Here is a 26,029-nt window from a genome sequence, read left to right as displayed (position 1 = left end):
ACGTCAACGTCAACCATCTTCAGCCCCACCCATCGCCATGGACGCAGCGCGCTTCACCCCGCCCGACCCGGACTTCGCCGACCGCGTGCGGGCCAGCTTCGCCCGCCAGGGCGCCATGGCGACGATCGGCGCTTTACTGGGGGAGGTTGCGCCGGGCCGTGTGGTGATCGAGTTGCTCTGGCAGCAGGCGTTGACCCAGCAGCACGGCTTCCTGCACGCCGGCATGGTGGCCACGGCGCTGGACTCGGCCTGCGGCTATGCCGGCTTCACCCTGATGCCGGCTGACGTCGCCGTGCTCACCATCGAATTCAAGATCAACCTGCTGGCGCCCGCCAGGGGCGAGCGCTTCCGCATGGAAGGCCTGGTCATCAAGCCGGGCCGCACCGTGACCGTCACCGAGGGCCGGGCGTATGCGATCCACGACGGCCGCGAGAAACTCATCGCCACCATGGGCGCCACCTTGATGGCGGTGCCCGGGCCCGACTGCATCCAGCACTGACCACGAGACAAGGAACACCATGCAACTACCTGGCCTGAACTTCCAGCTGGGCGAAGACCTGGAGGCACTGCGCGACGCGGTGCACGACTTCGCGCAGGCCGAGATCGCCCCGCGCGCCTCCGAGATCGACCGCAGCGACCAGTTTCCGATGGACCTGTGGCGCAAGATGGGCGACCTGGGCGTGCTCGGGGTGACCGTCTCCGACGAGTACGGCGGCGCCGGACTGGGTTACCTGGCCCACATGCTGGCGATGGAGGAGATCTCGCGCGCGTCCGCTTCGGTGGGCTTGTCGTACGGCGCGCACAGCAACCTGTGCGTCAACCAGATCAACCGCAACGGCAGCGAAGCGCAAAAGCGCAAGTACCTGCCCAAGCTGATTTCGGGAGAACACGTCGGCGCGCTCGCCATGAGCGAGCCGGGCGCCGGCAGCGACGTGATCTCGATGAAGCTCAAGGCCGAGGACAAGGGCGGCTACTACGTCCTGAACGGCAACAAGATGTGGATCACCAACGGACCCGACGCCGACACGCTGGTGGTCTACGCCAAGACCGAGCCGGAACTGGGCGCGCGCGGCGTCACTGCTTTCCTGATCGAGAAGACCATGAAGGGCTTTTCCATCGCGCAAAAGCTCGACAAGCTGGGCATGCGCGGCAGCAGCACCGGCGAGCTGGTGTTCCAGAACGTCGAGGTGCCGGCCGAGAACGTGCTGGGGGGACTGAACAGCGGCGCCAAGGTCCTCATGAGCGGGCTCGACTACGAGCGCGCGGTGCTGTCCGGCGGGCCGATCGGGATCATGCAGTCGGTGCTGGACAACGTCATTCCCTACATTCACGACCGCAAGCAGTTCGGCCAGAGCATCGGCGAGTTCCAGCTGATCCAGGGCAAGGTGGCCGACATGTACACCATCCTGCAGGCCTCGCGCGCCTACTGCTACACGGTGGGCAAAAACCTCGACATGCTGGGCACCGAACACGTGCGCCAGGTGCGCAAGGACTGCGCCTCCCTGATCCTGTACTGCGCCGAAAAGGCCACCTGGATGGCGGGTGAGGGCATCCAGGTGTTCGGGGGCAACGGCTACATCAACGGGTACCCGCTGGGCCGCCTGTGGCGCGACGCCAAGCTGTACGAGATCGGGGCCGGCACCTCCGAGATCCGCCGCATGCTGATCGGCCGCGAGCTGTTCGCCGAGACGATGTAGGCTCACCGCATCATGGTATTCATTCAGGACCTCTTTACCCACAACCGCGCCTGGGCCGCGGAGATGGAACGTACCCGCCCGGGTTTCTTCACCGCGCTGACCAAGCAGCAAAAGCCGCGCTTCATGTGGATCGGCTGCTCCGACAGCCGCGTGCCCGCCAACCAGATCACCGGGCTGGAGCCGGGCGAGGTGTTCGTCCATCGCAACGTCGCCAACGTGGTGGTGCATTCCGACCTCAACGCGCTCTCCGCGATCCAGTTCGCGGTGGAGATGCTGAAGGTGGAGCACATCATGGTGGTCGGCCACTACGGCTGCGGCGGCGTGATGGCGGCGCTGCACGGCACCCGCATCGGCCTGGCAGACAACTGGATCCGCCACATCCAGGACGTGCGCGACCGGCATCGCGGACTGCTGGACAACATGGCTCCGGAAAAGCGCGGCGACGCGCTGGTCGACCTGAACGTCATCGAGCAGGTGGTCAACGTCTGCGTCAGCACGGTGATGGTCGACGCCTGGGCGCAGCAGCAGAACGTCACCATCCACGGCTGGGCCTTCGGCGTCAACGACGGCTTGCTGCAAGACCTGGGCATGTCGGTTTCCACCACCGAGACGATCGAATCCAAGTACCGGGCCGCCATCGCAGCGGTGGTGGCCAAGCACTCCTAGACCGGCTGGCTCGTGTTCCCCCAGCGCCTGGACTCGCCGCTCGCCTACGACATTGCCGCTGCGATGCTCGACGGCTTCGACCGGCACTACCGGCTGTTCCGCAGCGAGTCGGCGCGCGCCAAGCAGCGCTTCGAGGCCGCCGACTGGCACGGTCAGCAGCGGGCCCAGCGCGAGCGCATCGAGTTCTACGACCTGCGCGTCAAGGAGGCGGTGCTGCGGCTGGATACCGAGTTCAGGGCGGGCGAGCAGACCATGCAGGTGTGGCACCAGGTCAAGCTGCACTACATCGGCCTGCTGATCGACCACCACCAGCCGGAGCTGGCCGAGACCTTCTTCAACTCGGTGACCACCAAAATCCTGCACCGCACCTACTTCCACAACGACTTCATCTTCGTGCGGCCGGCGGTCAGCACCGAGTACATCGAGAACGACGAGCCGGCCGCCACGCCGACCTACAGTGCCTACTACCCCACGCGCGAGACGCTGCGCGAGACCATCGAGCGCATGCTCCACAACTTCCGGCTGGAGCTGCCGTTCGACGACCTGGAGCGCGACACGCAGCTGGTGCTGGAGGCGATCGGCAGCCGGCTGAACCAGGTCAAGCTGCGCGCCAACTTTCAGATCCAGGTGCTGTCGTCGCTGTTCTACCGCAACAAGGGCGCCTACGTCGTGGGCAAGATCATCAACGGCTTCAGCGAGCTGCCGTTCGCGCTGCCGGTCCTGCACGACAACGAGGGCAAGCTGGTCATCGACGCCTGCCTGTTCGGGGAAGACGAGATGCAGATGCTGTTCTCGTTCGCCCGCGCCTACTTCATGGTGGACATGGAGATCCCGTCGGCCTTCGTGCAGTTCCTGCGCTCGCTGATGCCGCGCAAGCCGCGGGCCGAGATCTACAACGCGCTCGGTCTGGCCAAGCAGGGCAAGACGCTGTTCTACCGCGACTTTCTCCACCACCTGAAGCACTCCAGCGACAAGTTCCGCAGCGCGCCCGGCATCAAGGGCATGGTCATGCTGGTGTTCGACCTGCCGTCATTCCCTTACGTCTTCAAGCTGATCAAGGATCACTATCCGCCGCAAAAGGACACCAGCCGCGAGCAGATCAAGGGCAAGTACCTGTTGGTCAAGCAGCACGACCGTGTCGGTCGCATGGCGGACACGCTGGAGTACAGCGAGGTGGCCTTCGCCCGCGACCGCTTCCAGGATGACCTGCTCGACGAAATCCGCAAATTCGCCCCCAGCCAGCTGGAGATCGACGACCGCGACGGCGACGGCCACGAAGAGGTGGTGATCAAGCACCTGTACATCGAGCGGCGCATGATCCCGCTGAACATCTACCTGCAGGAAGCCTTCGACGCCGGCGCTCGCGAGCAGGTCGAGCACGCCGTGCTGGAGTACGGCAACGCCATCAAGGACCTGGTGGCCGCCAACATCTTCCCGGGCGACATGCTGTGGAAGAACTTCGGCGTCACCCGCAACGGCAAGGTGGTGTTCTACGACTACGACGAGATCGAGTACCTGACCGACTGCAACTTCCGCAAGATCCCGCAGCCGCGCAACGAGCAGGAAGAGATGTCGGGCGAGGTCTGGTACAAGGTCGGCCCCAGGGACGTGTTCCCGGAAAGCTTCGAGCCTTTCCTGCTGGGCAACCCGGCGGTGCGTCAGCTGTTCATGAAGCACCACGGTGACCTGCTCGATCCGGCCTTCTGGCAGGCGCGCAAGGAGCGCATCCAGGCCGGCCACGTGCACGACGTCTTCCCGTACGAGCGCGACAAGCGCTTTGCCCATCGCCAGCAGGAATATGGGGCGCAGCATGCGTGAGGCCTGGGAACTGGCCAGCTACATCGTGACCGCGCTGGGCCTGCCGGTGGCCATCCTGTTTTTCGCCTGGGAGCAGCGCAAGGAGCGCGACAACGAGGAGGAGGAGCAATACCAGCTGCTGTCCGATGCCTACAACGATTTCCTGAAGGTGGTGCTGGACCACGCCGACCTGCAGCTGCGAACCAACGAGCCGCTGCCCAATCCAACCGCGGACCAGCGCGAACGCATGCTGGTCATCTTCGACATGCTGATCTCGCTGTTCGAGCGGGCTTACCTCGTGGCCTTCAAGCCCGTCATGGGCGAGACCGAGCGCCGCCGCTGGAACAGCTGGGACGACTACATGCGCGAGTGGTGCCGTCGTGAGGATTTCCACAACACCCTGCCGCTGCTGCTGAGCGGTGAAGACCCCGAGTTCGTCGATTACATCCGCCGGATTGCCGCCGAGGAGCGCGGCACCATCCTTCTTTCCGCTCGTTGATACCAGGAGTGCTCACATGCCTGAATCCATCGTCATCGTCGGTGCCGCCCGCACCCCCATGGGCGCCTTCCAGGGCGATTTCAGCCCGCTGTCCGCGCACGACCTTGGCGGCGCCGCCATCCGCGCCGCCGTCGAACGCGCCGGCATCCCGGGCGACGCCGTCGGCGAAGTGTTGTTCGGCAACTGCCTGATGGCCGGCCAGGGCCAGGCCCCGGCGCGCCAGGCTGCCTTCAAGGGTGGCCTGCCGAAAAGCAGCGGTGCCGTCACGCTGTCCAAAATGTGCGGCTCCGGCATGAAGGCCGCGATGTTCGCCCACGACATGCTGCTGGCGGGCACGCACGAGATCATGGTGGCCGGCGGCATGGAGAGCATGACCAACGCGCCCTACCTGATGCTCAAGGGCCGCGGCGGCTACCGCATGGGCCACGACAAGATCTACGACCACATGATGCTGGACGGCCTGGAGGACGCCTACGAGGCAGGCCGCTCGATGGGCACCTTCGGCGAAGACTGCGCCGCCAAGTACAAGTTCAGCCGCGAGGCGCAGGACGCCTTCGCCACCGCCTCGGTGCAGCGCGCCAGGCAGGCCACGGAGTCCGGCGCGTTCGCCGCCGAAATCACGCCGGTGACGGTGAAGGACCGGGCCGGCGAGCGCGTGGTCAGCCTCGACGAAGGCCCGGGCAAGGTCAAGCTGGACAAGATCGCCGCGCTGCGGCCGGCCTTCAAGAAGGACGGCACCATCACCGCGGCCTCCAGCTCCTCGATCAACGACGGCGCAGCGGCGCTGGTGATGATGGCCGAGAGCACGGCCAGGCGGCTGGGCCTCAGGCCGCTGGCGCGGCTGGTCGGCCACGCGATGCACGCGCAGGAGCCGGAGTGGTTCACCACGGCCCCCGTCGGTGCCACGCAGAAGCTGCTGGCCAAGACCGGCTGGAAGGTGTCGGAGGTCGACCTGTGGGAGGTCAACGAAGCCTTCGCCGTGGTGCCGATGGCGCTGATGGCGGAATTGAACGTGGGGCACGACATCCTGAACGTCAACGGCGGCGCCTGCGCCCTGGGCCACCCGATCGGCGCTTCCGGCGCCCGCATCATGGTCACGCTGATCAACGCGCTCAAGGCCCGCGGCGGCAAGCGCGGGATTGCAACCTTGTGCATCGGCGGCGGCGAAGGCACGGCGGTGGCGCTGGAGCTGGTCTGAAGAACGTCCTCGTGATCGGTGCCTCGCGGGGCATCGGCCTGGAGTTCGTCCGCCAGTACCGCGAGCTGGGCGACCGCGTCACAGCCACCGCGCGCGACGAAGCCGGCCGGCTGCGCATCCAGGCGCTGGGCGCGCAGGCCCTGCGGCTGGACGTCGCCGACCCGGACAGCGTCGAGGCACTGCCGGCGCAGCTCGAGGGGGCGCGGTTCGACCTCGCGCTCTATGTGGCCGGCGTGTCCAGCACGGCCGGCGCCACCCAGCCGCCGCCGCGCGACGAGTTCGACCATGTCATGCGCACCAACGTGCTGGGCGCCATGCAGGTGATCCCGCATGTGGCGCCGCTGGTGGAGGCCGCCGGCGGAAAATTCGCCTTCTTGAGCAGCCAGATGGGCTACATCGGCGGCACCGACTCCAGCTTCGGCTGGACCTACAAGGCCAGCAAGGCGGCGCTGAACATGGTGGTCAAAGCGGCGCAACAGGACTATCCGCGTGCCATGATGGTCGCCATCAGCCCCGGCTGGGTGCAGACCGACATGGGCGGTGCGGGCGCGCCGATGACGCCAGAGCAAAGCGTGACCTGGATGCGCCCGTCGCTCGACGGCTTGACGGCCAGGCACAAGGGCGCCTTCCTCAACTACGACGGCCGCCGGTTCAAGGGTTGGTAGGAGGAGCCGCGCATGCTGCTGACGCAAGACCAGGAAATGATCCGCGACGCGGTGCGCGACTTTGCCCGCGAACAGCTGTGGCCGCAGGCGGCGCGCTGGGACAAGGAGCACATCTTCCCGCGCGAGGCGCACCGCGGCCTGGCGGCGCTGGGGGCCTATGGCATCTGCGTGCCGGAGGAGCACGGCGGGGCGGGCCTGGACTACGTCACGCTGGCGCTGGTGCTGGAGGAAATCGCCGCCGGCGACGGCGGCACCAGCACCGCGATCAGCGTTACCAACTGCCCGGTCAACGCGATCCTGATGCGCTACGGCAATGCGGCGCAGAAAAAGCAATGGCTCACACGGCTGGCCCAGGGCGAGCTGCTGGGCGTGTTCTGCCTGACCGAGCCGCACGTGGGCAGCGACGCCTCGGCGCTGAAGACCACCGCGGTCAAGGATGGCGACGGCTACGTCATCAACGGCGTCAAGCAGTTCATCACCAGCGGCAAGAACGGCCAGCTGGCGGTGGTGATCGCCGTCACCGACAAGGGCGCCGGCAAGAAAGGCATGAGCGCCTTCCTGGTGCCCACCGAAGCGCCCGGCTACGTGGTGGCGCGGCTGGAAGACAAGGTCGGCCAGCATTCCAGTGACACCGCGCAAATCAACTTCGAAAACTGCCGGATCCCGGCCGCCAACCTGATCGGCGAGGAGGGCGAGGGCTACCGCATCGCCTTGTCGTCGCTGGAAGGCGGGCGCATCGGCATCGCGTCGCAAAGCGTGGGCATGGCGCGCAGCGCCTTCGAGGTGGCGGTACGGTACGCCAAGGACCGCCAAAGCTTCGGCACCGCCATCATCAACCACCAGGCCGTGGGCTTTCGGCTGGCGGACTGCGCGACGCAGCTGGAGGCGGCGCGGCAGCTGATCTGGCACGCCGCCTCCTTGCGCGACGCCGGCCAGCCCTGCCTGAAGGAAGCAGCAATGGCCAAGCTGTTCGCCAGCGAGATGGCCGAGCAGGTGTGCAGCGCAGCGATCCAGACGCTGGGCGGTTACGGCTACGTCAGCGACTTCCCGCTGGAGCGGATCTGGCGCGACGTGCGCGTCTGCCAGATCTACGAAGGCACCTCGGACGTGCAGAAGATCATCATTCAGCGGGCGCTGTAGGTTCTCCATCGCAGCTGCCCGGGCTCGCAGACCCGGCCATGGGCGCTACAAGACGGCGGCGCGCACCCGCGAAGACAGCACGAGGAACGCGGCCACGTTCAGCACCACGGTCCCCCAGAAAGCCGAACGGAACGAGGCCTTGCTCGATTTGTGCCGCAGCATCTGCTGGGCGGCGATCGCACCCGGCCAGCCCCCCACCAGTCCCAGCATCAGGAGCGTGGACTCCGCAATCCGCCGCCGGCCCGACTGCGCCGCCGATTTGTCCGCGGCGTAAGCGGCGAAGCAGGCAGCGCTCGCCGCGAGGTAGGCCAGTGCCAGCCACCCCGGCACGCGCCAAAGCACTGCAGCTGCAAGATAGACCAGGGCGAAGGCAGGGATGGCAAGGTAGCTGGCGGCGCCCCATTCGGGCGGCCGGTGGCGGCGCCGCGGTGTGGCCGCGCGGGCAGGGCGCGCCATCTGCACGGACTTGGCGCGCTTCTTGCCGTCCTTGTTCAGCTCGATGTCGAACGCGACATGCTGGCCGACCTGGGGCCGGCCACCCCGTTCGGTGAATGCCTTCATGTGCAGGAAGATCTCCTGGCCGCCCTGGGCGGGCTCGATGAAACCGAATCGCCGCTCGTCGTTCCAGCTTTTGATCACGCCTTGGAAGCCCATGCCTTGTCCGCCCATCGTGGTCTGCATCTCGCCGGGCAGGTTCGGGTCGTCGAAGACGCCGGAGTAATGCAGGCGCTCGCCCGGGCAGTTCCAGGTAGCTGCCGCCAAAGGAGGGGCTGCCGCCGCCACCGACGTTGGTGAACGACATGCGCCATTTGCCGCCGATCTTGACGTCCATCTCGTGCACGGTGGCCGTGAAGCCGTTGGGCTGCAGCCACTTGGCAAAGGCGGCGCGGTCGATGAAGGCGCGGTAGATGCGCTCCGGCGGCGCGGTCAGCACGCGTGCAGTCGGACGGTGTTGCTGGTCATGACGGAACTCTCCAGGGGGAAAAAGCCGGAGCACGGCCCTTTGCAGGCACGACCGACGAAGGCGCTCGGAGTCGACAACTCACGCCGGCTTGCGCCAGACACTGGCCAGCCAGGCCTGCTGCTCCAGCGGTAGCCCGGGCGGGCGGTAGTAATGTTCCAGTTCGACGAAGCCCGCGGCTTGCAGGAAGCCCCGCCACGCCGCCAGGTCGTGGTAGACACCATAGCGGCCGCGGTTCCAGCCTTCCTCGTTCTGCCCGCGCGGGTTCGATGCGAACAGCACGCCAGCGGGCTTGAGCGTCGCATGCAGCTCGCCCAGCACGCGCGGCAGCTCCCGGCTGGGCACGTGAAAGAGCGAGGCGTTGGCGAACACGCCGTCGAACTGCGCCGGCGGCAGCTGCAGCGCCAGGAAGTCCTGCAACAGGACTTCGCAGCCGCTGTGGGCCCGCGCCATCGCGGCGAACTCGGGGGAGCCGTCCAGCCCGGTGGGCAGATGGCCCTGGGCGCGGAAAGCCGCCAGGTCGCGCCCGGGCCCGCAGCCGAAGTCGAGGATGCGCAGCGGCGGCTGCGCCGTGACGTGCCGCAGCAGCGCCTGGATGTTCTGGCGCACGTCGTGGTCGCGCGTGCCTTCCCAGAAGTCGGCGGCGCGCTGGTTGTAGTGGTCCAGCGTCGTCGCGCTGATGAGGGTCGGTTCGGGAGCAGGGTGCATGGCTACGGCACGTTGCTCGATCCGGGACGCGCCGTCAAGCCCGCCCGTGCCCACCTGCGCACCCCGGCGCTGGCTATGATGGCGACGCGCCCGCCGCCGGCCCCCGGCCGGGCGCTCACCCACAACCATGCGCATCATCATCCTGGGCGCCGGCCGGGTCGGCGAAAGCGTCGCCGAAGCCCTGGTTTCGGAGCGCAACGACATCACCGTCATCGATCCCGACGCGCAGCGCCTGCGAGCCCTGGAGGAGCGGCTCGACCTGCGCGGCGTGCCGGGCAACGGCATCCACCGCGACGTCATGCGGCGCGCCGGCGCCGAGGACGCCGACATGCTGATCGCCTGCGCCTCGCTGGACGAGACCAACCTGGTGGCCTGCAAGATCGCCCACGACGTGTTCAGGGTGCCGAGCACCATTGCCCGCCTGCGCGCGCCGGAATTGACGGTGGGCGACCCGCTGCTGGGCAAGGACGGCTTCGCGGTCGACCAGGTGATCTGCCCCGAGGAGTCGGTGGTGCGCTACATCCAGAAGCTGATCGACTACCCCGAGGCCTTGCAGGTGCTGGAGTTCTCCGGCGGGCGGGCGGTGCTGATCGCGGTCCGCGCGGCCGCCGGCAGCCCGGTCGTCGACCATTCGATCGTCGAGTTCCGCGAGCTGTTTCCGGACGCGCCGATGCGGCTGGTGGCGCTGTACCGGCAGGAAGCCCTGCTCACCTGCGAAGGCAAGACCCGCATCCTGCCGGGCGACGAGCTGTTCCTGCTGGCGGACGGCGAGCGCATCCGCCAGGTGCTGCGGGCGATGCACCGCTCGGACGAGCCGGTGCGCCGGGTGATGATCGCCGGCGGCGGCCGGGTCGGGCTGCGGCTGGCACGCCGGCTGGCCGGCAAGGTCCAGGTCAAGCTGATCGAGCGCGACCTCAAGCGCTGCGAATACCTCGCCAGCCAGCTGCCCGGCGACATGCTGGTGCTGGACGGCGACGGCACCGACGAGGAGCTGCTGGCCGACGAGAATGTCGACGACGTCGACATGTTCCTGTCGCTGACCAGCGACGACGAGGACAACATCCTGTCGGCCATGCTGGCCAAGCGGCTCGGGGCGCGCCGGGTGCTGGCGCTGATCAACCGCCGCGCCTACGTCGACCTGATCCAAGGCAGCACCATCGACATCGCCCTGTCGCCGGCCCAGACTGTCATCGGCGAGCTGCTCACGCACGTGCGGCGCGGCGACGTGGTCGCCGTCCACAGCCTGCGCCGCGGCGCCGCCGAGGCGCTGGAGGGCGTGGCGCGCGGCGACCGCCGAACTTCGAAGCTGGTGGGGCGGCGGGTCGAGGAGATCGCCTGGCCGGCCGGCGTCACCGTCGGCGCCATCGTGCGGGCCAAGGGCAGCGAGCAGGAGGTGCTGATGCCGCACCACGACACGCTGATCGAGTCCGACGACCACCTGGTGATCTTCATCCCGCACAAGCGCCAGGTGCGCGACGTGGAGCGGCTGTTCCAGGTCAGCGCCACTTTCATGTGATGGCCAGGCACTGATGAACAGCCTGCAACCGGTCCTGGCGGTGCTCGCCCGGGTGCTGGTCGGTTTCTCGGCCGCCTTCCTGGTGCCGCTGGCATGGGCCGTGGGGGTCGGCGAACTGGCGGAGGCGCGGGTGTGGGCCTGCGGCTGCGCCCTCACGCTGTTCGTGGGCTGGCTCATGGGCTGGGTGCTGCGGCACCACACGCGCGAGCTGCAGCCGCGCGACGGCTTCCTGCTGGTCACGCTCACCTGGGTGGTGCTGCCGGCCTGCGCCGCCGTTCCCCTGCTGTGGACCGTCCCGCGCATCGAGTGGGCGGACGCGTATTTCGAGGCGATGAGCGCGTTGACAGCCACCGGAGCGACAGCGCTGATCGGGCTGGACGGCCTGCCGGTGTCGGTCAACGTCTGGCGCTGCTTTCTGCAGTTCATCGGCGGGCTGGGCATCATCCTGCTGGTGGTGGCCGTGCTGCCCTTGCTGGGCCTGGGCGGCATGCAGCTGTACCGGGCCGAAACGCCGGGCCCGCTCAAGGACGACAAGCTCACGCCCCGGATCGCCGAAACCGCCCGCGGCCTGTGGACGGTCTACTTCGCGCTGTCCGGAGCCTGCTTTCTCGCCTACCGGTTCGCCGGGATGAGCTGGGCCGACGCCTTCATGCACATGTGCACCACCATGGGACTGGGCGGCTTTTCCTCGCACGACGCCAGCTTCGCCTACTGGAATTCGCCGCTGCTGGAAGCCGTGGCCATGCTGTTCATGGCGCTGTCGGGGATCAGCTTCCTGCGCTACTTCGCCGTCTGGCGCAGCCGCAGCGCTGCCGTGCTGCTGCGCGACACCGAAGTGCGCGCCTACCTGCTGGTGATGATCGGGGCCACGGCGGTGCTCACCCTGGTGCTGGCCGGCAACGCCGCCTATGACGACCACCTGTCGGCGCTGCGCGCGGCCAGTTTCCACGTGGTCTCGCTCGCCACCACCACCGGTTACGCCGCGACCGACTACGCGATCTGGCCGGCCTTCGGCCCGGTGCTGCTGATCCTCCTGGGCTGCTTTGTCTCCTGCGCCGGCTCCACCGGCGGCGGCATCAAGATGGTCCGCATGGTGCTGCTGCTCAAGCAGGCGCGGCGCGAGCTGGTGCGCATCATCCATCCGCGCGTCGTCAATCCGGTCACGCTGGGCGGCGTCACGGTGCCCCAGGGCGTGCTGGCGGCGGTGCTGGCCTTCATGCTGATCTACGGCGCCAGCATCGTCGGCCTGACGCTGCTGATGCTGCTGTCGGGGCTCGACCTGGTGACCGCGTTCTCGGCCGTCATCGTCTGCGTCAACAACATCGGCCCGGGCCTGGGCCAGGTCGGCCCGGCCAGCCACTTCGGCGTGCTCAACGACTTTCAGCTGTGGATCCTCAGCTTCGCCATGCTGCTGGGACGGCTGGAGCTGCTGTCGGTGCTGGTTCTGTTCACTCCGCAGTTCTGGCGCCGCTAGGCGGCCTGATGGCGCGGGCAAAATGGGGGCAACAGGAGAGCCCATGCCCATCACCAAGGGATACCGTGCGCTGGTCGACGAGGCCATGGCGCAGGTCAAGACATATTCGGTGGCCGACGCGCTGCAGCGCCTCGGCCAGCCGGGCGTGCAGGTCGTGGACATCCGCGACGTGCGCGAGCTGCAGGCCGAAGGCACGGTGCCGGGCAGCTTTCACGCGCCGCGCTGCATGCTGGAGTTCTGGGTCGACCCGGCCTCGCCCTACCACAAGAAAATCTTCGCCGACGAGGCCAAGCAATTCGTGCTGTTTTGCGGCGCCGGCTGGCGCAGCGCGCTGGCCGCCAAGACGCTGCAGGACATGGGCATGACGAACGTGGCCCACATCGACGGCGGCTTTGGCGAGTGGGTCAAGCAGGGCGGCCCGACCGAGACGCTGGACCAGCGCAAAGCAAAGAAGCCGGCATGAACGGTGCCATCGCGCCCGGGCCGTGTCCCTGCGGCCGGCCGCTGCCGTTCGCGCAGTGCTGCGGCCGCTACCTGGCCGACTTCGAGCGGCAGCCCGCGCCCGATGCCGAGACCCTCATGCGCTCGCGCTACAGCGCCTTCGCAACCGGCGACGCCGCCTACCTGCTGGCCACCTGGCACCCTTCCCGGCGGCCGCCGCAGCTGGCCTTCGAGCCGGGCGTGAAGTGGCTGGGGCTGCAAGTGCGCGGGCACCGCCTGCTCGACGCCGACCACGCGGAGGTGGAGTTCGTGGCGCGCTCGCGGCTGGCGGGCCGCGCCAGCCGGCTGCAGGAGCGCAGCCTGTTCGTGCGCGAAGGCGGACGCTGGTACTACCTGGACGGCGACGTGCAATGAGCGGCTTCGACGCGGTGCTGTTCGACTGCGACGGCGTGCTGGTGGACAGCGAGGGCATCACCAACGGCGTGCTGCGCGACATGCTGGAAGACCTGGGCTGGGTGCTCAGCAGCCAGGAGTGCATGCGCCTGTTCGTCGGCAAGGCCGTCAAGGACGAGAGGGCGCTGATCGAGGCGCGCACCGGACGGCCCTTGTCCGACGACTGGCTGGCGCAGTTTCGCGAGCGCCGCAACCAGGGCCTGGTCGCCCGCCTGCAGCCGATCGCCAATGCGCCGGCCACGGTGGCGGCGCTGCATGCGGCGTTCGCTGGCCGCATCGCCTGCTGCTCCGGCGCCGACCGCTTCAAGGTGGAACTGCAGCTGGAAAAGTGCGGGATGCTGGGGTACTTCCGGGGCGTGGTGTTCAGCGGGCACGAGATGCCGCGCTCCAAGCCGGCCCCTGACGTCTACCTGGCGGCGATGGCGCACCTGGGCGTGCCGCCGCAACGCTGCGCCGTGGTGGAAGACACCGTCACCGGCGTTACTGCCGGCGCCGCCGCGGGTGCGACGGTGTTCGGCTACAGCCCACCGCAGGCCGGGCCTGACGCGCCGGCGGCGCTGCGGGCGGCGGGCGCCGCGACCATCTTCACCGACCTGGCGCAGCTGCCAAGCTTGCTGGGATAGAGGGATTCCTCCTGGCTGGTGTGGGACATATCCTACAGATTTCACTCGCGGCTTTTATAATGAAGGCCGCCCGGCTCCACCAAGCATACTTCGCCCATGAAACAACAAAACGACATCCTCCTGCGCCTGATTTCCCAGCAGCAGGAGCTGATTCTGACGGAATGGCTGCAGGAAGCGGGTGCCGCTTCGAGCCGCATCACCGACGCCGGTCGCCGCTCCATGCGGGGAGAGGCCGAGGAGATCCTGCAGGTCGTGCACGAGGCGCTGGAAGCGGGCGGCGACCCGGAGGTGTTCCAGGGGCAGCAGTGGGCCCCGCTGCGACAGACGCTGGAGTCGCTGTCACGTTCCCGCGCCGCCCAGGGCCAGTCGGCCGGGGACACCAGCATTTTCGTGCTGGCGATGAAGCGGCCGCTGTTCCGGCTGATCGAAAAAGGCGTGCCGGCGGAGACGCAGCTGGCCACCGCCTGGGCCATCTCGACGCTGGCCGACCGCATGGCGCAAGCCACGGTGACCACCTACCAGCAAACGCGCGAGGACATCATTCGCCGCCAGCAGCAGGACTTGCTGGAGCTGTCCACGCCGGTCATCAAGCTGTTCGAAGGCGTGCTGGCGGTGCCGATGATCGGCACGCTCGATTCGGCCCGCACCCAGGTGGTGATGGAGACGCTGCTGCAGCGCATCGTCGAGACCGGTTCGCGGCTGGCCATCATCGACATCACCGGCGTGCCCACCGTCGATACCCTGGTGGCGCAGCACTTGCTCAAGACCGTGGCGGCGATCCGCCTGATGGGGGCTGAATGCATCATCAGCGGCATCCGCCCGCAGATCGCCCAGACCATCGTCCACCTCGGCATCGACCTGGCGGGCATTGCCTCCAAGGCGAGCCTGGCCGACGCCCTGTCGATGGCCATGGAGCAGCAAGGCTTCACCATCACCCGATCACGCTAGGCCCGCATGTACCGCATCCCGATTCTCCAGATGGGGCAAGTGCTCCTGGTCACCATCCAGGTGGACATGCAGGACCAGATGGCGCTGGCGCTGCAGGACGACCTGGCCAACAAGATTTCCGCCAGCGGCGCCAAGGGCGTGATGATCGACATTTCCGCGCTGGAAATCGTCGACTCCTTCGTCGGCCGCATGCTGGCCAGCATCTCCGGCATCTCGCGCATCCTCGACGCCACCACCGTGGTGGTGGGCATGCAGCCTGCCGTGGCCATCACGCTGGTGGAACTCGGCTTGTCGCTGGCGGGCGTGCGCACCGCCCTCAATGTCGAGCGCGGCATGGAGCTCCTGGCACTGGGCCGCAAGGAGACTCCACTTGCCCGCTGATGAAGCCAGAGGAGCGCTGCCGCTGCGCTCCGAGGAAGACATCATCACGAGCCGCCAGAAGGTGCGGCTGCTCACCCAGCAGCTGAAGTTCTCGCTGGTCGACCAGACCAAGATGATCACGGCGGCGAGCGAGCTTTCGCGCAACACGCTGGTGCACGGCGGCGGCGGCCAGATGCGCTGGGAGCTGCTCGACGACGGCATGCGCCGCGGGCTGCGGCTGTACTTCGAGGACACCGGCCCGGGCATCCCCGACACCCGGCTGGCGCTCACCGACGGCTGGACTTCAAACAAGGGAATGGGCCTGGGCCTGCCCGGAAGCAAGCGCCTGGTGCATGAGTTCGAACTGACCTCCACGCCCGGCGAGGGCACACGCGTGAGCATCACCCGGTGGAAATGATCATCGGCAGCTCCCATGCTGTGTTTCCCATCGGAGACCCGAGCCGGGTCGGTGAAGCGCGCCGCTATGCCGCGCAGCTCGGGTACGAATGCGGGCTCGACGAGACCGAGTCCGGTCGGCTGGCGCTGGTGGTCACCGAGCTGACGACCAACCTGCTGCTCCATGCCACGGGCGGGCGGCTGCTGGTGTCCGCGCGCCAGGGCCGCGGCGAGGTGGAAGTGATCGCCATCGACGAAGGCCCCGGCATCGCCGACGTGCACCGGGCCCTGGACGACGGCTATTCCACCGGCGGCACCTCGGGCACCGGGCTGGGCGCCGTGCGCCGGCTGGCAACCCAGTTCGACCTGCATTCGGCGGTAGCACAAGGCACCATCGTGGTGGCGCGCGTGCGCTCCGCGGCGGCGCTGCCGGCCGCGCCGGGTGCCGCCCAGGCGATCGAGGTGGGGGCGGTCGCCCTGGCTGCGCCAGGCGAGCGGGTCTGCGGTGACGCCTGGGCCTTCGCGCTGGATGGCCAGCAGGCCGCCATGATCGTGGCGGACGGACTCGGTCACGGCCCCGACGCGGCCGAAGCATCCGCGGCCGCTCTCGAGGCCTTCGCGCAGGATCCGATGGCGCCGCCGCGCGACCTGCTGGAGCGCATCCACGTGCGCCTGCGCCGCACGCGCGGCGCGGCGGTGATGATGTTCCTGGCGGACGCCGCGGCCGGCGTGATCCGCAGCTGCGGCGCCGGCAATGTGGCCGGCCGGCTGGTGTCGGGCACCAGCGACCGATCGGTGCTGTCCCAGCATGGCACTGCCGGCATCACCATCCGCACCCCGGAAGAAAACAGCACGCCCTGGCCGCCGCACGCGATGCTGGTCGTGTGCAGCGATGGCGTCGCCACCCGCTGGAAATCGGAAATCCTGGCGCCCTTGCTGGGCCGCGATCCCGCCCTGGCGGCCGGGCTGCTGGCGCGGGACCACTGCCGCGGGCGAGACGACGCCACTGTCGCGATCCTGCGGCGCAAGGACTGACATGGTGACCGCATCCCCGCCGGCCGACCTCGCCCACGCACTCGACGACAGCCGGCGCGAAGCACAGGAGCTGCGCGCCGAGCTCGAGGAAACCAACCGCGGCGTGCTCGCGCTGTACGCGGAACTCGATGCCCAGGCCGAACAGCTGCGCGAGGCGACCGAGCTCAAGAGCCGGTTCCTGGCCTACATGAGCCACGAGTTCCGCACGCCCATCAACGCCATCCGCAGCATCACGCGGCTGCTGCTCGATCGCGTCGACGGGCCCTTGACCGACGAACAGGAGCGGCAGGTGCTGTTCGTGCAGCAGACGGCCGCGGAGTTCGCCGAGATGGTGGACGACCTGCTGGACCTGGCCAAGGTGGAGGCCGGGCGGGTGGAGATCTCGCCGGCCTGGTTCGAGATGGTCGACCTGTTCTCGGCGCTGCGCGGCATGTTCAAGCCGATGCTCACGAACCCCTCCGTCAGCCTCGTCTTCGAGGAGCCGGCGAGCATCCCGAAGCTCTACACGGACGACCGCAAGCTCTCGCAGATCCTGCGCAACTTCATCTCGAACGCGCTGAAATTCACCCCGAAGGGAGAGGTGCGCGTGTCGGCGCTGTTCGACGGCGCCCAAAGCGTCACCTTCTCGGTGACCGACAGCGGCATCGGCATCGCGTCGGAGTTCCACGAGAGCATCTTCCAGGATTTTTCGCAGGTGGCGTCGCCGCTGCAGAAACGCCTGCGCGGCACTGGCCTGGGCCTGTCGCTGAGCAAGAAGCTGGCGCACCTGCTCGGCGGCACCGTGCAGCTGCGCAGCGAAGCCGGCAAGGGCTCGGTGTTTTCCGTGACCATCCCGGTCCAGCTGGAGGGCGCGCAGCCAGATGAATGAGGTGGACGTCATCACCACCACCATCGACCGGTCGCTGCACACGGTCCTGGTGGTGGACGACAACCCGACCACGCGGTATTCCACCGCGCGGGTGATCCGGGCTGCCGGCTTTCGCACCGCCGAGGCCGGCAGCGGCGGCGAGGCGTTGGCCCTGGCCGGCGAGGGAGTTTCCGCCGTGGTGCTCGACGTGCACTTGCCGGACCTGGACGGCTTCGAAGTCTGCCGCGTGATCCGCTCGCGCAACGACACCGCGCTGCTGCCGGTGGTCCACCTGTCGGCCGAATTCATCCGCAACGAAGACCGGGTGACCGGCCTGAACGCGGGCGCCGACGGCTACATGGTGCATCCGGTGGAGTCGGCGGTGCTGGTCGCCACCTTGCAGGCGCTGATCCGCGCCCGCATGGCGGAGGAAAAACAGCGGCGCAGCGAGCAGCGCTTTCGCGCCATTTACGACCAGGCCCAGAGCGGCATCGCGCTGGTGAACGCGCAAGGCCGCTTCGTCGATGCCAATCCCGCCATGCTGCGGTTGCTGCGCCGCGGCCCGCAGGCGCTGGTGGGCGTGGACATCGTCGCGCTGGCGCCGCCGCAGTGGCAGGCGCTGGTGCGCGAGACCTTTTCCAGCGGGCCGACCGACGCCCCGTGGCGCGGCGAGTTTCCGCTGCTGGCCGGCGACGGCACGCCCATCCACCTGGAGTGGAACGTCTCGGCCCACGTGGAGCCCGGCCTGCGCGTGGCGATCGCCAGCGACATGTCGGAGCGCCACGAGCTGGAGCAGCGCCGGCGCGACGTGCTCGAGCGCGAGCAGGCGGCGCGGGTGGAGGCCGAACGCCACAGCCGCACCAAGGACGACTTCGTGGCCGTGCTGTCGCACGAGCTGCGCACGCCGCTCAACGCCATCCTGGGCTGGTCGCACATCCTCAAGCGGCGCGGCATCCTGCCGGAGGGCCTGCGCGGCATCGAGGCCATCGAGCGCAATGCCAAGACGCAGGCGCGCATCATCTCCGACATCCTCGACGTCTCGCGCATCAACTCGGGCAAGCTGCGGCTGGACCGCGAATGGATCGATCCGGCGGAGCTGATCACCGGCGCCATCGATTCGCTGGCCGGCAGCATCCAGGACCGTCAGGTGGAGATCGAAACCGACACCGCCGGCGCTGGCCTGCCGGCCTGGCTCGACCCGGCGCGGTTCCAGCAGATCTTCTGGAACCTGATGACCAACGCGCTGAAGTTCTCGCCCGAAGGCGGGCGGGTGCTGGTCACGCTCAGGCGTCACGGCGACCGGCTGCTGCTGGAGGTGCGCGACTTCGGCCAGGGCATCAAGCAGGAGTTCATCCCGCACCTGTTCGAACGCTTCACGCAAAGCGACTCGCCGGGCAACCGCACCCACGGCGGCCTGGGCCTGGGCCTGTCGATCGTCAAGCACCTGGTGGACCTGCACGGCGGCACGGTGGCGGCGCGCAGCGGCGGCCCCGGCACCGGCACCACCATGAGCGTCGAGCTGCCGGCGGAGCCGGGTGCCAACGCCGTGCCGGACGAAGTGGGCGAGCGCCCGGACGAGCCGGAAGACATCGACGTGCAGGCGCTGCAGGGGGTGGACGTGCTGCTGGTGGAGGACGACCTGGAGGCCTGCGAGATGCTGACCCTGGTGCTGTCCGACCGCGGCGCCCGGGTCCGGCTGGCGCACGACTTCGGGCAGGCGCTGGCCGCCTTCGCGGTGGCCTGGCCCGACGTGCTGGTCAGCGACATCGGCTTGCCGGGGCGCGACGGCTACGAACTGGTGCGCAGAGTGCGGCAGATGGAGCAGCAAGGCGGCCGCGCCCGCCTGCCGGTGATCGCCCTGACTGCATTCACGCGCGCCGACGACCGCACCAAGACGTTGGAAGCCGGCTTCGATCTGCACTTGAGCAAGCCGCTCAAGCCGCACCTGCTGCTCGAGGCGATCGCGGCCACGCGGCTGCCGCCGTCCAGCGCCAATCCGCGCTGAGCGCATCGGCCGGGGCGACGTGAGCGCCTACCCCTGCCGGGCCGGCGCACGAAATCGTGGCAAGTTGATGTCGCTGCTTAATTGGCAGGCAGTCCAGCGCAAGTCGCCGCCAGCCGTGGGTCTGCACGCCGGCGGGGCAGCCCCAGGACCGCGTTGTCCACAGACACGGTGGATATCTCAGCGCCGGCTGGAAGAAATCGCTTGACAACGACGCGATGCCTCACAGCGCATCATCGTCGCCGGGCCGCACCCGCAGCGCGTCCAGCAGGTACGCGCGCACGCTCGCCGAGCCCGTGCCCGAGCGGCGGCCCGCCGGTTCAGCGGCTGGGTTTGTCTTGCCCTAGATACTCGCGCACCTTGTCGGCCCGGTCGCCCACGGCGGCCACTGCTTCCTTCAGCCGCTGCGGCGTGATGTTGAGCGACTTGGACCAGTCGCGCAGTTCGTAGTCCTGGTGGATGTTGATGCGCTTGGGGTCCTGGCCCTGCGCCTGGCGCTTGTCGTCGGACATTGCAGACTTCCTTTTGATGAGACAGCGGCAATGGTGCGCAACAGTCCAGCCGGGGCGCGTAGGAAACGCGATCAATGCCATGTCGGCCTGCCGCCGGCAAAATGCCGGAATAATCGCCGCATGGCCAACCACCCACTCCGAAAGAATTCCATGCGGCTGCATTGCCTCGCCACTTCCCTGTTCGTGCTGGCCGGCGCCTCCGCCTGCGTGGCCCAGACCGGCGGCACGCAAGCCGTGACCGGCAGCGCCAAGGTCAGCACCGCCAGCGGCATCGTGTTCGAGTCGCTGCAGGCCGGCAGCGGCGCGGCCCCGGCCGCCGGCGACACGGTGCGCGTGCACTACCGTGGCACCTTCCCCGACGGCCGCGAGTTCGACAGCTCGCACAAGCGCGGCCAGGCGGCGGAGTTCCCGCTGAACCGCGTGATCCCGTGCTGGACCGAAGGCGTGCAGATGATGCGGCCCGGCGGCAAGGCGAAGCTGATCTGCCCGCCGGCGACGGCCTACGGCGAGCGCGGCGCCGGCGCGGCGGTGCCGCCGAACGCGACGCTGCATTTCGAAATCGAGCTGATCTCCGTCAAGCGCTAAGGCAGCACTGGAGCCGGCCCGCGCGATGCGCCGACCGGCAATTCGACCGCAGAGAACAGCAACACTCTTTGCCCAGATGGTCCGCAGCCGGAGATCGCACATGCACATGCTCAAGCTCTATTACGCGCCCGCAACCTGCGCGCTGGCCACGCACCTGGCGCTCGAGTCCACCGGCGCACCCTACGAGGCGCTGCGGCTGGACTTCCAGGGCGGCCAGCAGCGTTCGCCCGAGTACCTGCGCATCAATCCCAAGGGCCGGGTGCCGGCGCTGGTGACGCAGCGTGGCATCCTGACCGAGACGCCGGCGCTGCTGCAGTTCGTGGCGCAAAGCTTTCCACAGGCCGGGCTGGCGCCGCTGGACGATCCGTTCCTGCTGGCCAGGATGAACGCGTTCAACAGCTACCTGTGCTCCAGCGTGCACGTGGCGCATGCGCATCGCGTGCGCGGTTCGCGCTGGGCCGACGACGCGCAGGCGATCGCGGCCATGAAGCAGAAGGTGGCGCAGAACATGGCCGACTGCTTCACCCTCATCGAGGAGCACATGCTGCAAGGGCCGTGGGTGCTGGGCGAGCGCTTCAGCAGCAGCGACTTCTACCTGTTCACCATCAGCCGCTGGCTGGAAGGCGACGGCGTCGACGTCGCGCGCTTTCCCAGGGTGGCCGACCACCTGCAGCGGATGAACGCCGAGCCGGTGGTGCGCAAGGTGCTGCCGCTGCACCAGGGATGATCGCGATGCACGCACCCTTCGACCTCACCCGCGACGTCGTCACCGGCGGCCCAGGCGGCATCGGCCTTGGAATGGCGCGGGCCTTGCTCGCCTCCGGCGCTGGCGTCGCCATCTGGGGCTCCAACCCGGACAAGACGGAACGCGCCCGCACCGCCCTGGCAGCCGACTGCAGCGATGCCGCTCGCGTGCATGCCTTCGCCTGCGACGTCGGCGACCAGGCGCAGGTGGAAAGCACGTTCGAGGCGTCGGTGCGCGCGCTCGGCCGCGCCGATGCCTGCTTGGCCAATGCCGGCGTATCGAGCAAGGGCGCCCCGCTGCCGGAGCTGACGCTGGAGGAGTTGCGCCGGGTGCAGCGCGTCGACGTCCAAGGCGTGTTCCTCACCTTCCGCGCCGCCGCCCGCCACATGGCGCAGCGCGGCCAGGGCGGCTCGCTGGTGGCCACCGCCAGCGCGGCGGCGATCGACGGCGCGCCGCGCAACAGCCACGGCACGTTTAAGAGCGCGGTCACGCCGATGGTGCGCGCGCTGGCCGTCGAACTGGCGTGGCATCGCATCCGCGTCAATTCCATCCTGCCGGGATGGATCGTCACCGACATGACCGAGAAGACGGTGGCCGATCGAAAGTTCGCCGAGGCGGTGCTGCCGCGCATTCCGGCGCGCCGCTGGGGCGAAGCCGCCGACTTCGGTGGCATCGCCGTCGACCTGGCCAGCCAAGCGTCCGCCCACGCCACCGGCGAGCAATTCGTCGTCGACGGCGGCGACACCAAGTTTTGACGGTGGAGCGCCGCCTGCCGGTCGGTTCGCTCGCCCTCGTGGCGGCTTGCCTGCTGCTGTTCGCGCTGCTGGCGCAGCAGGTGATGAGCGGCGGGGAGTTGACCCGCATCGACCCGCGCATCACGTCGTGGCTGGCATCGCATCGGCAAGGCTGGCTCACCCAGGCGATGCTGCTGGTCAGCGCGCTGCACCGCACGGCGCCGGTGCTGGCGCTGACCGGGGCAGTGGCCTGGCTGCTGTGGCGCGACCGGCTGCTGCTGGCGGTGCCCGGTGGCATGCTGCTGAACGTCGGGCTCAAGAACGTGTTCCAGCGGATCCGCCCGGCGCTGGACATGCCGCTGGTGCACCTGACCACCTTCAGTTTCCCGAGTGGTCACGCCGTCGCCGCCACGGTGTTCTACGGCGCCCTGTGCAGCCTGGCGCTGCGGCGCCTGCGGCATCCGCTCGCCCGCGCCCTGGCGCTGGCCGCGGCCGTGGCGATGGTGCTGCTGGTGTGCTTCAGCCGCGTCTACCTTGGCGCGCACTACCTGAGCGACGTCGTGGCCGGCGTGGCGGTGGGGCTCGCCTGGCTGCTGCTGGCCGGCGGTCTGCTGCGCTCCTGACAGAAAGCCGACCCATGCAGATCTTCGGCGCCGCCGCCACCCGGGCCGCGCTTGCCTTCGACCGCCTGCTGTTGCTGCCCGACGCCCACCGCGCAGTGCGGCCTGTCGACCGCATCAGCGTGTGGGCGCGGTGGTGGCCAAGGCGGCTGCGTCGGCGCTTCAGTGGCGGCAGCGAGGGCTGCCGGCGCAGGCGGTCACCGAGCTGCAGGCCGCCTGCGGTGCAGCCGACATCGTCCGCTGCGCCAGCCTGGCCACGGCGCCGGTGGTGCACGGCGCCTGGCTGGGCTGGCCGCGGCGATGCTCGTCTACGAGAGCCGCAGTCCCTGAGCCGCGGGCGGGCGTCAGGCGGGCGCCCGCTGCTCCCCCTGGATCCTGGCCATCGCGGCCTGCCGCATCGCCTCCATCGCCTCGGCCGCCTCGGCGTAGCTGGCGAGCATGACGGTGTCGGGCGACTCGACCTGCGTTTCGGCCCAGGCCCGCTCCAGCACGTTGCGGAACCCAAAAATGCGTTTGATGCGGTTCATGTTTCTTAGTGTTACTTATCGCCCATCCTGTTACCAGTGGCGGTTTATCTAAACCGACTCAGGCATTTCCCTAGGCCGCATGCGAAGACGTCATCCTGTAACGGACGGCCCGAAGCTGGCACCGGCAGCCTCGGCGCAAAACGGGCGGGGCTTGAAGGCGTCCGCAGCTCAGCCGTTCTGGGCGGCGGCTGCGTGGCACAGGTGATCCGCGATGAAGGTGGCGATGAAGAAGTAGCCGTGGTCATAGGCCGCATGCCGCCGCAGCGACAGCGGCTGACCCGCGGCGGCGCAGGCGGCTTCCAGCCGGTCGGTCTCCAGCTGCTGGGCCAGAAACTTGTCCTGCAGGCCCTGGTCGACCAGCAGCGGCGGGGTACGGGCGCCGGCGGCGATCAGCTCGACCGCGTCGTGCTGCTGCCAGCGCGTGCTGTCGGGGCCGAGATAGCGGGAGAACGCCTTGTAGCCCCACGGCACCCGCGACGGGTTGGCGATGGGCGCCAGCGCCGACACGCTGCGGTAGCGGCCGGGATGGCGCAGCGCCAGCGTCAGCGCGCCATGGCCGCCCATGGAGTGGCCGCAGATGCTCCAGTCGTCCGGCCGCGCGGGGAACGCTTGCGCAACCACGCCCGGCAGCTCCTGCGTCAGCCAGCTTTCCATGCGAAAGTGCGTGGACCATGGCGCCTCGGTGGCGTCCAGGTAGAAGCCGGCCCCGATGCCGAAGTCCCACTCGGCGTCGGCGCCGGGGATGTCCACGCCGCGCGGGCTGGTGTCGGGCGTCACCAGCACCAGCCCGAGTTCGGCCGCCGCGCGCTGGGCGCCGGCCTTGATGGCGAAGGTTTCCTCGTTGCAGGTCAGCCCGGCCAGGAACATCAGCACCGGCGCCGGGCCGCTGCGCGCCTGCGGCGGCGTGAACACGCCGAACCGCATCGGCAGGCCGACGACGCCGGAGTCGTGCTGGTAGAAGCCCTGCGTGCCACCGTGGCAGGCGTGCTCGGCCAGCGTCTGCACGCCGGCCATCAGTAGATCACCACCGAGCGGATCGACTCGCCCTTGTTCATCAGCTCGAAGCCCTGGTTGATGTCTTCCAGCTTCAGGCGGTGCGTGATCAGGTCGTCGATGTTGATCTTGCCTTCCATGTACCAGTCGACGATTTTGGGCACGTCGGTGCGGCCGCGGGCGCCGCCGAAGGCCGAGCCTTCCCAGTGGCGTCCCGTCACCAGCTGGAACGGCCGGGTGCTGATCTCGGCGCCGGCCTCGGCCACGCCGATGATGATGCTGCGGCCCCAGCCCTTGTGCGTGCATTCCAGCGCCTGGCGCATCACCTTGGTGTTGCCGATGCACTCGAAGCTGTAGTCGGCGCCGCCGTCGGTCAGCTGCACGATGGCGTCGACCACGTTCTCGACCTCGCTGGGGTTGATGAAGTGCGTCATGCCGAACCGGCGCGCCATGTCCTGCCGCGCCGGGTTGATGTCCACGCCGATGATCTTGTCGGCGCCGACCATCTTGGCGCCCTGGATCACGTTCAGGCCGATGCCGCCGAGGCCGAACACCACCACGTTGGCGCCGGCTTCCACCTTGGCCGTGAAGATCACCGCGCCAATGCCGGTGGTGACGCCGCAGCCGATGTAGCAGACCATGTCGAATGGCGCGTCGGGATTGATCTTCGCCAGCGCGATCTCGGGCGCGACGATGTGGTTGGCGAAGGTGCTGGTGCCCATGTAGTGCAGCAGCGGCTGGCCGTTGAGCGAAAAGCGCGAGCTGCCGTCCGGCATCAGGCCCTTGCCTTGCGTGCCGCGGATCGCCTGGCACAGGTTGGTCTTGCGCGACAGGCAGAACTTGCACTGCCGGCATTCGGGCGTGTACAGCGGGATGACGTGGTCGCCGGGCTTCAGCGAGGTCACGCCAGTGCCAACTTCCAGCACGATGCCCGCGCCTTCATGGCCAAGGATCGCGGGGAACAGGCCTTCCGGGTCGGCGCCCGACAGGGTGTAGTAGTCGGTGTGGCAGATGCCCGTGGCCTTGATTTCCACCAGCACTTCGCCGGCGCGCGGACCTTCCAGGTCCACGGTTTCGATGGTCAGGGGGGCGCCGGCCTTCCAGGCGACTGCTGCTCGTGTTTTCATTGCTGCTTCCTTGCGTGACTGCGGACGATTGTGCGACAGATGCAAGGGCCGCGAAGGCCGAGGTCCATTGCATTCACCGCTGAGCCTGCTGTACCGGGACGACACCCTGGTGGCGATCGACAAACCCGCCGGCCTGCTGGTCCATCCGAGCAGGCTCGATGCGCATGAGGAGCGCAGCGCGCTCAAGCTGTTGCGCGACCAGCTGGGCGAGCGGCTATGGCCGCTGCACCGGCTGGACAAGGCCACCAGTGGCGTGCTGCTGTTCGCCCGCAGCGTCGAGGCGGCGCGCCACTGGGGCCTGACCTTCGAAAAAGGCCAGGTGCACAAACGCTACTTCGCCCTGGTGCGCGGCTGGCCCGCTGAATCGGGCGCCATCGACCAGGCGCTGGCGCGCGATCCCGAGCTGCCGTCGGCCGGCCAGGAGCGGCTGGCGGCCGTCACGCGCTACCGGCGGCTGGCCTGCTTCGAGTGGCCCTTCAGCGTGGCCGGCCGCCACCCGTCCAGCCGCTATGCGCTGGTCGAGGCCGAGCCGCTGAGCGGGCGTCGCCACCAGATCCGACGCCACTTCAAGCACATCGCGCACCCGCTGGTGGGCGACACCACCCACGGCAAGGGCGCGCACAACCGGGCGGTGGCGCAGTGGCTGGACACGTCGCGGCTGTGGCTGCATGCGCACCAGGTCGAACTCCCGACTCCGTCCGGACCGTTGCGCATCGATGCGCCGCCCGGCGAGGAATGGCGCGTCTTGCTACCCTCGTAG

30 protein-coding genes and 1 pseudogene are annotated in these 26,029 nt (G+C 68.7%); 24 read left to right on the top strand and 7 right to left on the bottom strand.

What is annotated here, in order from left to right:
• Positions 1 to 37: 37 nt before the first annotated feature.
• The 8 genes from JWP65_RS12315 to JWP65_RS12280 are packed head-to-tail and all read left to right on the top strand — an operon-like array spanning position 38 to position 7,662.
• On the top strand, positions 38 to 499 hold the full coding sequence (locus JWP65_RS12315; RefSeq protein WP_299764091.1) for a PaaI family thioesterase: 462 nt from the start codon (positions 38 to 40) through the stop codon (positions 497 to 499).
• 19 nt (positions 500 to 518) lie between these two features.
• Positions 519 to 1,697 (top strand): isovaleryl-CoA dehydrogenase, encoded by a 1,179-nt coding sequence (locus JWP65_RS12310; RefSeq protein ID WP_299764089.1) that lies wholly within the window; start codon positions 519 to 521, stop codon positions 1,695 to 1,697.
• 12 nt (positions 1,698 to 1,709) lie between these two features.
• Positions 1,710 to 2,363, top strand: coding sequence for a carbonate dehydratase (gene can, locus JWP65_RS12305; RefSeq protein WP_299764087.1), 654 nt, complete (start codon positions 1,710 to 1,712; stop codon positions 2,361 to 2,363).
• Positions 2,364 to 2,375: 12 nt separating this feature from the next.
• Complete coding sequence (aceK, locus tag JWP65_RS12300; RefSeq protein WP_299764085.1) at positions 2,376 to 4,181, top strand: bifunctional isocitrate dehydrogenase kinase/phosphatase; 1,806 nt, start codon at positions 2,376 to 2,378, stop codon at positions 4,179 to 4,181.
• A complete protein-coding gene (locus JWP65_RS12295) occupies positions 4,174 to 4,659 on the top strand; it encodes a hypothetical protein (RefSeq protein WP_299764083.1) in 486 nt (161 codons plus the stop codon). The genes aceK and JWP65_RS12295 overlap by 8 nt, the downstream gene beginning before the upstream one ends.
• Before the next feature lie 16 nt (positions 4,660 to 4,675).
• On the top strand, positions 4,676 to 5,857 hold the full coding sequence (locus JWP65_RS12290) for an acetyl-CoA C-acyltransferase (RefSeq protein ID WP_299764082.1): 1,182 nt from the start codon (positions 4,676 to 4,678) through the stop codon (positions 5,855 to 5,857).
• Positions 5,854 to 6,522 carry an SDR family oxidoreductase gene (locus JWP65_RS12285; RefSeq protein WP_299764108.1) on the top strand — a complete coding sequence of 223 codons (669 nt, stop codon included), beginning with the start codon at positions 5,854 to 5,856 and terminating at the stop codon, positions 6,520 to 6,522. Before JWP65_RS12290 ends, JWP65_RS12285 begins: the two co-directional genes overlap by 4 nt.
• Before the next feature lie 12 nt (positions 6,523 to 6,534).
• Positions 6,535 to 7,662, top strand: a complete 1,128-nt coding sequence (locus tag JWP65_RS12280) for an acyl-CoA dehydrogenase family protein (RefSeq protein WP_299764080.1) — start codon at positions 6,535 to 6,537, stop codon at positions 7,660 to 7,662.
• Between the two features lie 45 nt (positions 7,663 to 7,707).
• Here JWP65_RS12280 and JWP65_RS12275 read toward each other — a convergent pair whose 3' ends face one another.
• The 3 genes and pseudogenes from JWP65_RS12275 to JWP65_RS12265 form a co-directional block, all read right to left on the bottom strand.
• Complete coding sequence (locus JWP65_RS12275; protein WP_367280501.1) at positions 7,708 to 8,445, bottom strand: DUF1294 domain-containing protein; 738 nt, start codon at positions 8,443 to 8,445, stop codon at positions 7,708 to 7,710.
• A gap of 16 nt (positions 8,446 to 8,461) precedes the next feature.
• A pseudogene (locus tag JWP65_RS20150) lies at positions 8,462 to 8,596 on the bottom strand (SRPBCC domain-containing protein); the annotation flags it as partial.
• 108 nt (positions 8,597 to 8,704) lie between these two features.
• Positions 8,705 to 9,331, bottom strand: a complete 627-nt coding sequence (locus JWP65_RS12265) for a class I SAM-dependent methyltransferase (RefSeq protein WP_299764078.1) — start codon at positions 9,329 to 9,331, stop codon at positions 8,705 to 8,707.
• A 127-nt stretch (positions 9,332 to 9,458) separates the two neighbouring features.
• On the opposite strand from JWP65_RS12265, the gene trkA reads away from it, so the two are divergent.
• The 11 genes from trkA (at position 9,459) to JWP65_RS12210 (ending at position 19,429) form a co-directional block, all read left to right on the top strand.
• Entirely contained in the window at positions 9,459 to 10,847 is a 1,389-nt protein-coding gene (gene trkA, locus JWP65_RS12260) for a Trk system potassium transporter TrkA (protein WP_299764076.1), read from the top strand.
• Positions 10,848 to 10,860: 13 nt separating this feature from the next.
• Positions 10,861 to 12,321 (top strand): TrkH family potassium uptake protein, encoded by a 1,461-nt coding sequence (locus JWP65_RS12255; protein WP_299764075.1) that lies wholly within the window; start codon positions 10,861 to 10,863, stop codon positions 12,319 to 12,321.
• A gap of 43 nt (positions 12,322 to 12,364) precedes the next feature.
• Complete coding sequence (locus JWP65_RS12250; protein ID WP_299764073.1) at positions 12,365 to 12,784, top strand: rhodanese-like domain-containing protein; 420 nt, start codon at positions 12,365 to 12,367, stop codon at positions 12,782 to 12,784.
• A complete protein-coding gene (locus JWP65_RS12245; RefSeq protein ID WP_299764071.1) occupies positions 12,781 to 13,176 on the top strand; it encodes a YchJ family metal-binding protein in 396 nt (131 codons plus the stop codon). Before JWP65_RS12250 ends, JWP65_RS12245 begins: the two co-directional genes overlap by 4 nt.
• On the top strand, positions 13,173 to 13,838 hold the full coding sequence (locus JWP65_RS12240; RefSeq protein WP_299764069.1) for an HAD family phosphatase: 666 nt from the start codon (positions 13,173 to 13,175) through the stop codon (positions 13,836 to 13,838). Before JWP65_RS12245 ends, JWP65_RS12240 begins: the two co-directional genes overlap by 4 nt.
• Positions 13,839 to 13,934: 96 nt before the next feature.
• On the top strand, positions 13,935 to 14,786 hold the full coding sequence (locus tag JWP65_RS12235; RefSeq protein WP_299764067.1) for an STAS domain-containing protein: 852 nt from the start codon (positions 13,935 to 13,937) through the stop codon (positions 14,784 to 14,786).
• A gap of 6 nt (positions 14,787 to 14,792) precedes the next feature.
• Positions 14,793 to 15,167: an STAS domain-containing protein gene (locus JWP65_RS12230; RefSeq protein WP_299764065.1), complete on the top strand. Its 375-nt coding sequence runs from the start codon at positions 14,793 to 14,795 to the stop codon at positions 15,165 to 15,167.
• Positions 15,157 to 15,564: an anti-sigma regulatory factor gene (locus tag JWP65_RS12225; RefSeq protein ID WP_299764063.1), complete on the top strand. Its 408-nt coding sequence runs from the start codon at positions 15,157 to 15,159 to the stop codon at positions 15,562 to 15,564. Before JWP65_RS12230 ends, JWP65_RS12225 begins: the two co-directional genes overlap by 11 nt.
• On the top strand, positions 15,561 to 16,577 hold the full coding sequence (locus JWP65_RS12220) for an ATP-binding protein (RefSeq protein WP_367280503.1): 1,017 nt from the start codon (positions 15,561 to 15,563) through the stop codon (positions 16,575 to 16,577). Before JWP65_RS12225 ends, JWP65_RS12220 begins: the two co-directional genes overlap by 4 nt.
• A 1-nt stretch (position 16,578) precedes the next feature.
• Positions 16,579 to 17,445 carry an ATP-binding protein gene (locus JWP65_RS12215; protein WP_299764059.1) on the top strand — a complete coding sequence of 289 codons (867 nt, stop codon included), beginning with the start codon at positions 16,579 to 16,581 and terminating at the stop codon, positions 17,443 to 17,445.
• Positions 17,438 to 19,429, top strand: coding sequence for a response regulator (locus JWP65_RS12210; protein ID WP_299764057.1), 1,992 nt, complete (start codon positions 17,438 to 17,440; stop codon positions 19,427 to 19,429). The genes JWP65_RS12215 and JWP65_RS12210 overlap by 8 nt, the downstream gene beginning before the upstream one ends.
• Positions 19,430 to 19,746: 317 nt before the next feature.
• On the opposite strand, the gene JWP65_RS12205 is transcribed toward JWP65_RS12210, so the two are convergent.
• A complete protein-coding gene (locus JWP65_RS12205) occupies positions 19,747 to 19,938 on the bottom strand; it encodes a DUF3606 domain-containing protein (RefSeq protein ID WP_299764055.1) in 192 nt (63 codons plus the stop codon).
• Positions 19,939 to 20,058: 120 nt separating this feature from the next.
• Here JWP65_RS12205 and JWP65_RS12200 point away from each other — a divergent pair, with 120 nt between their 5' ends.
• From JWP65_RS12200 to JWP65_RS12185, 4 genes are all read left to right on the top strand, one after another.
• Positions 20,059 to 20,523: an FKBP-type peptidyl-prolyl cis-trans isomerase gene (locus JWP65_RS12200; protein WP_299764053.1), complete on the top strand. Its 465-nt coding sequence runs from the start codon at positions 20,059 to 20,061 to the stop codon at positions 20,521 to 20,523.
• Between the two features lie 100 nt (positions 20,524 to 20,623).
• A complete protein-coding gene (locus JWP65_RS12195; RefSeq protein WP_299764052.1) occupies positions 20,624 to 21,250 on the top strand; it encodes a glutathione S-transferase family protein in 627 nt (208 codons plus the stop codon).
• 5 nt (positions 21,251 to 21,255) lie between these two features.
• Complete coding sequence (locus JWP65_RS12190) at positions 21,256 to 22,023, top strand: SDR family oxidoreductase (RefSeq protein ID WP_299764050.1); 768 nt, start codon at positions 21,256 to 21,258, stop codon at positions 22,021 to 22,023.
• A 2-nt stretch (positions 22,024 to 22,025) separates the two neighbouring features.
• Entirely contained in the window at positions 22,026 to 22,625 is a 600-nt protein-coding gene (locus tag JWP65_RS12185; RefSeq protein WP_299764049.1) for a phosphatase PAP2 family protein, read from the top strand.
• 341 nt (positions 22,626 to 22,966) lie between these two features.
• Here the strand turns inward: JWP65_RS12185 and JWP65_RS12180 are convergent, their stop codons facing one another.
• The 3 genes from JWP65_RS12180 to JWP65_RS12170 form a co-directional block, all read right to left on the bottom strand.
• Positions 22,967 to 23,149 (bottom strand): hypothetical protein, encoded by a 183-nt coding sequence (locus tag JWP65_RS12180; protein ID WP_299764046.1) that lies wholly within the window; start codon positions 23,147 to 23,149, stop codon positions 22,967 to 22,969.
• A 168-nt stretch (positions 23,150 to 23,317) separates the two neighbouring features.
• Positions 23,318 to 24,163, bottom strand: a complete 846-nt coding sequence (fghA, locus tag JWP65_RS12175; RefSeq protein WP_299764045.1) for an S-formylglutathione hydrolase — start codon at positions 24,161 to 24,163, stop codon at positions 23,318 to 23,320.
• Positions 24,163 to 25,269, bottom strand: coding sequence for an S-(hydroxymethyl)glutathione dehydrogenase/class III alcohol dehydrogenase (locus JWP65_RS12170; protein ID WP_299764043.1), 1,107 nt, complete (start codon positions 25,267 to 25,269; stop codon positions 24,163 to 24,165). Before JWP65_RS12170 ends, fghA begins: the two co-directional genes overlap by 1 nt.
• 67 nt (positions 25,270 to 25,336) lie before the next feature.
• Here JWP65_RS12170 and JWP65_RS12165 point away from each other — a divergent pair, with 67 nt between their 5' ends.
• Complete coding sequence (locus JWP65_RS12165; protein ID WP_299764042.1) at positions 25,337 to 26,029, top strand: pseudouridine synthase; 693 nt, start codon at positions 25,337 to 25,339, stop codon at positions 26,027 to 26,029.

Origin of the sequence: Ramlibacter sp., assembly GCF_028292805.1 — a bacterium.
Taxonomy (GTDB): domain Bacteria; phylum Pseudomonadota; class Gammaproteobacteria; order Burkholderiales; family Burkholderiaceae_C; genus Ramlibacter.
Note: the sequence above shows the minus strand (reverse complement) of the source record. Positions and strands in the feature narration are given on the sequence as shown.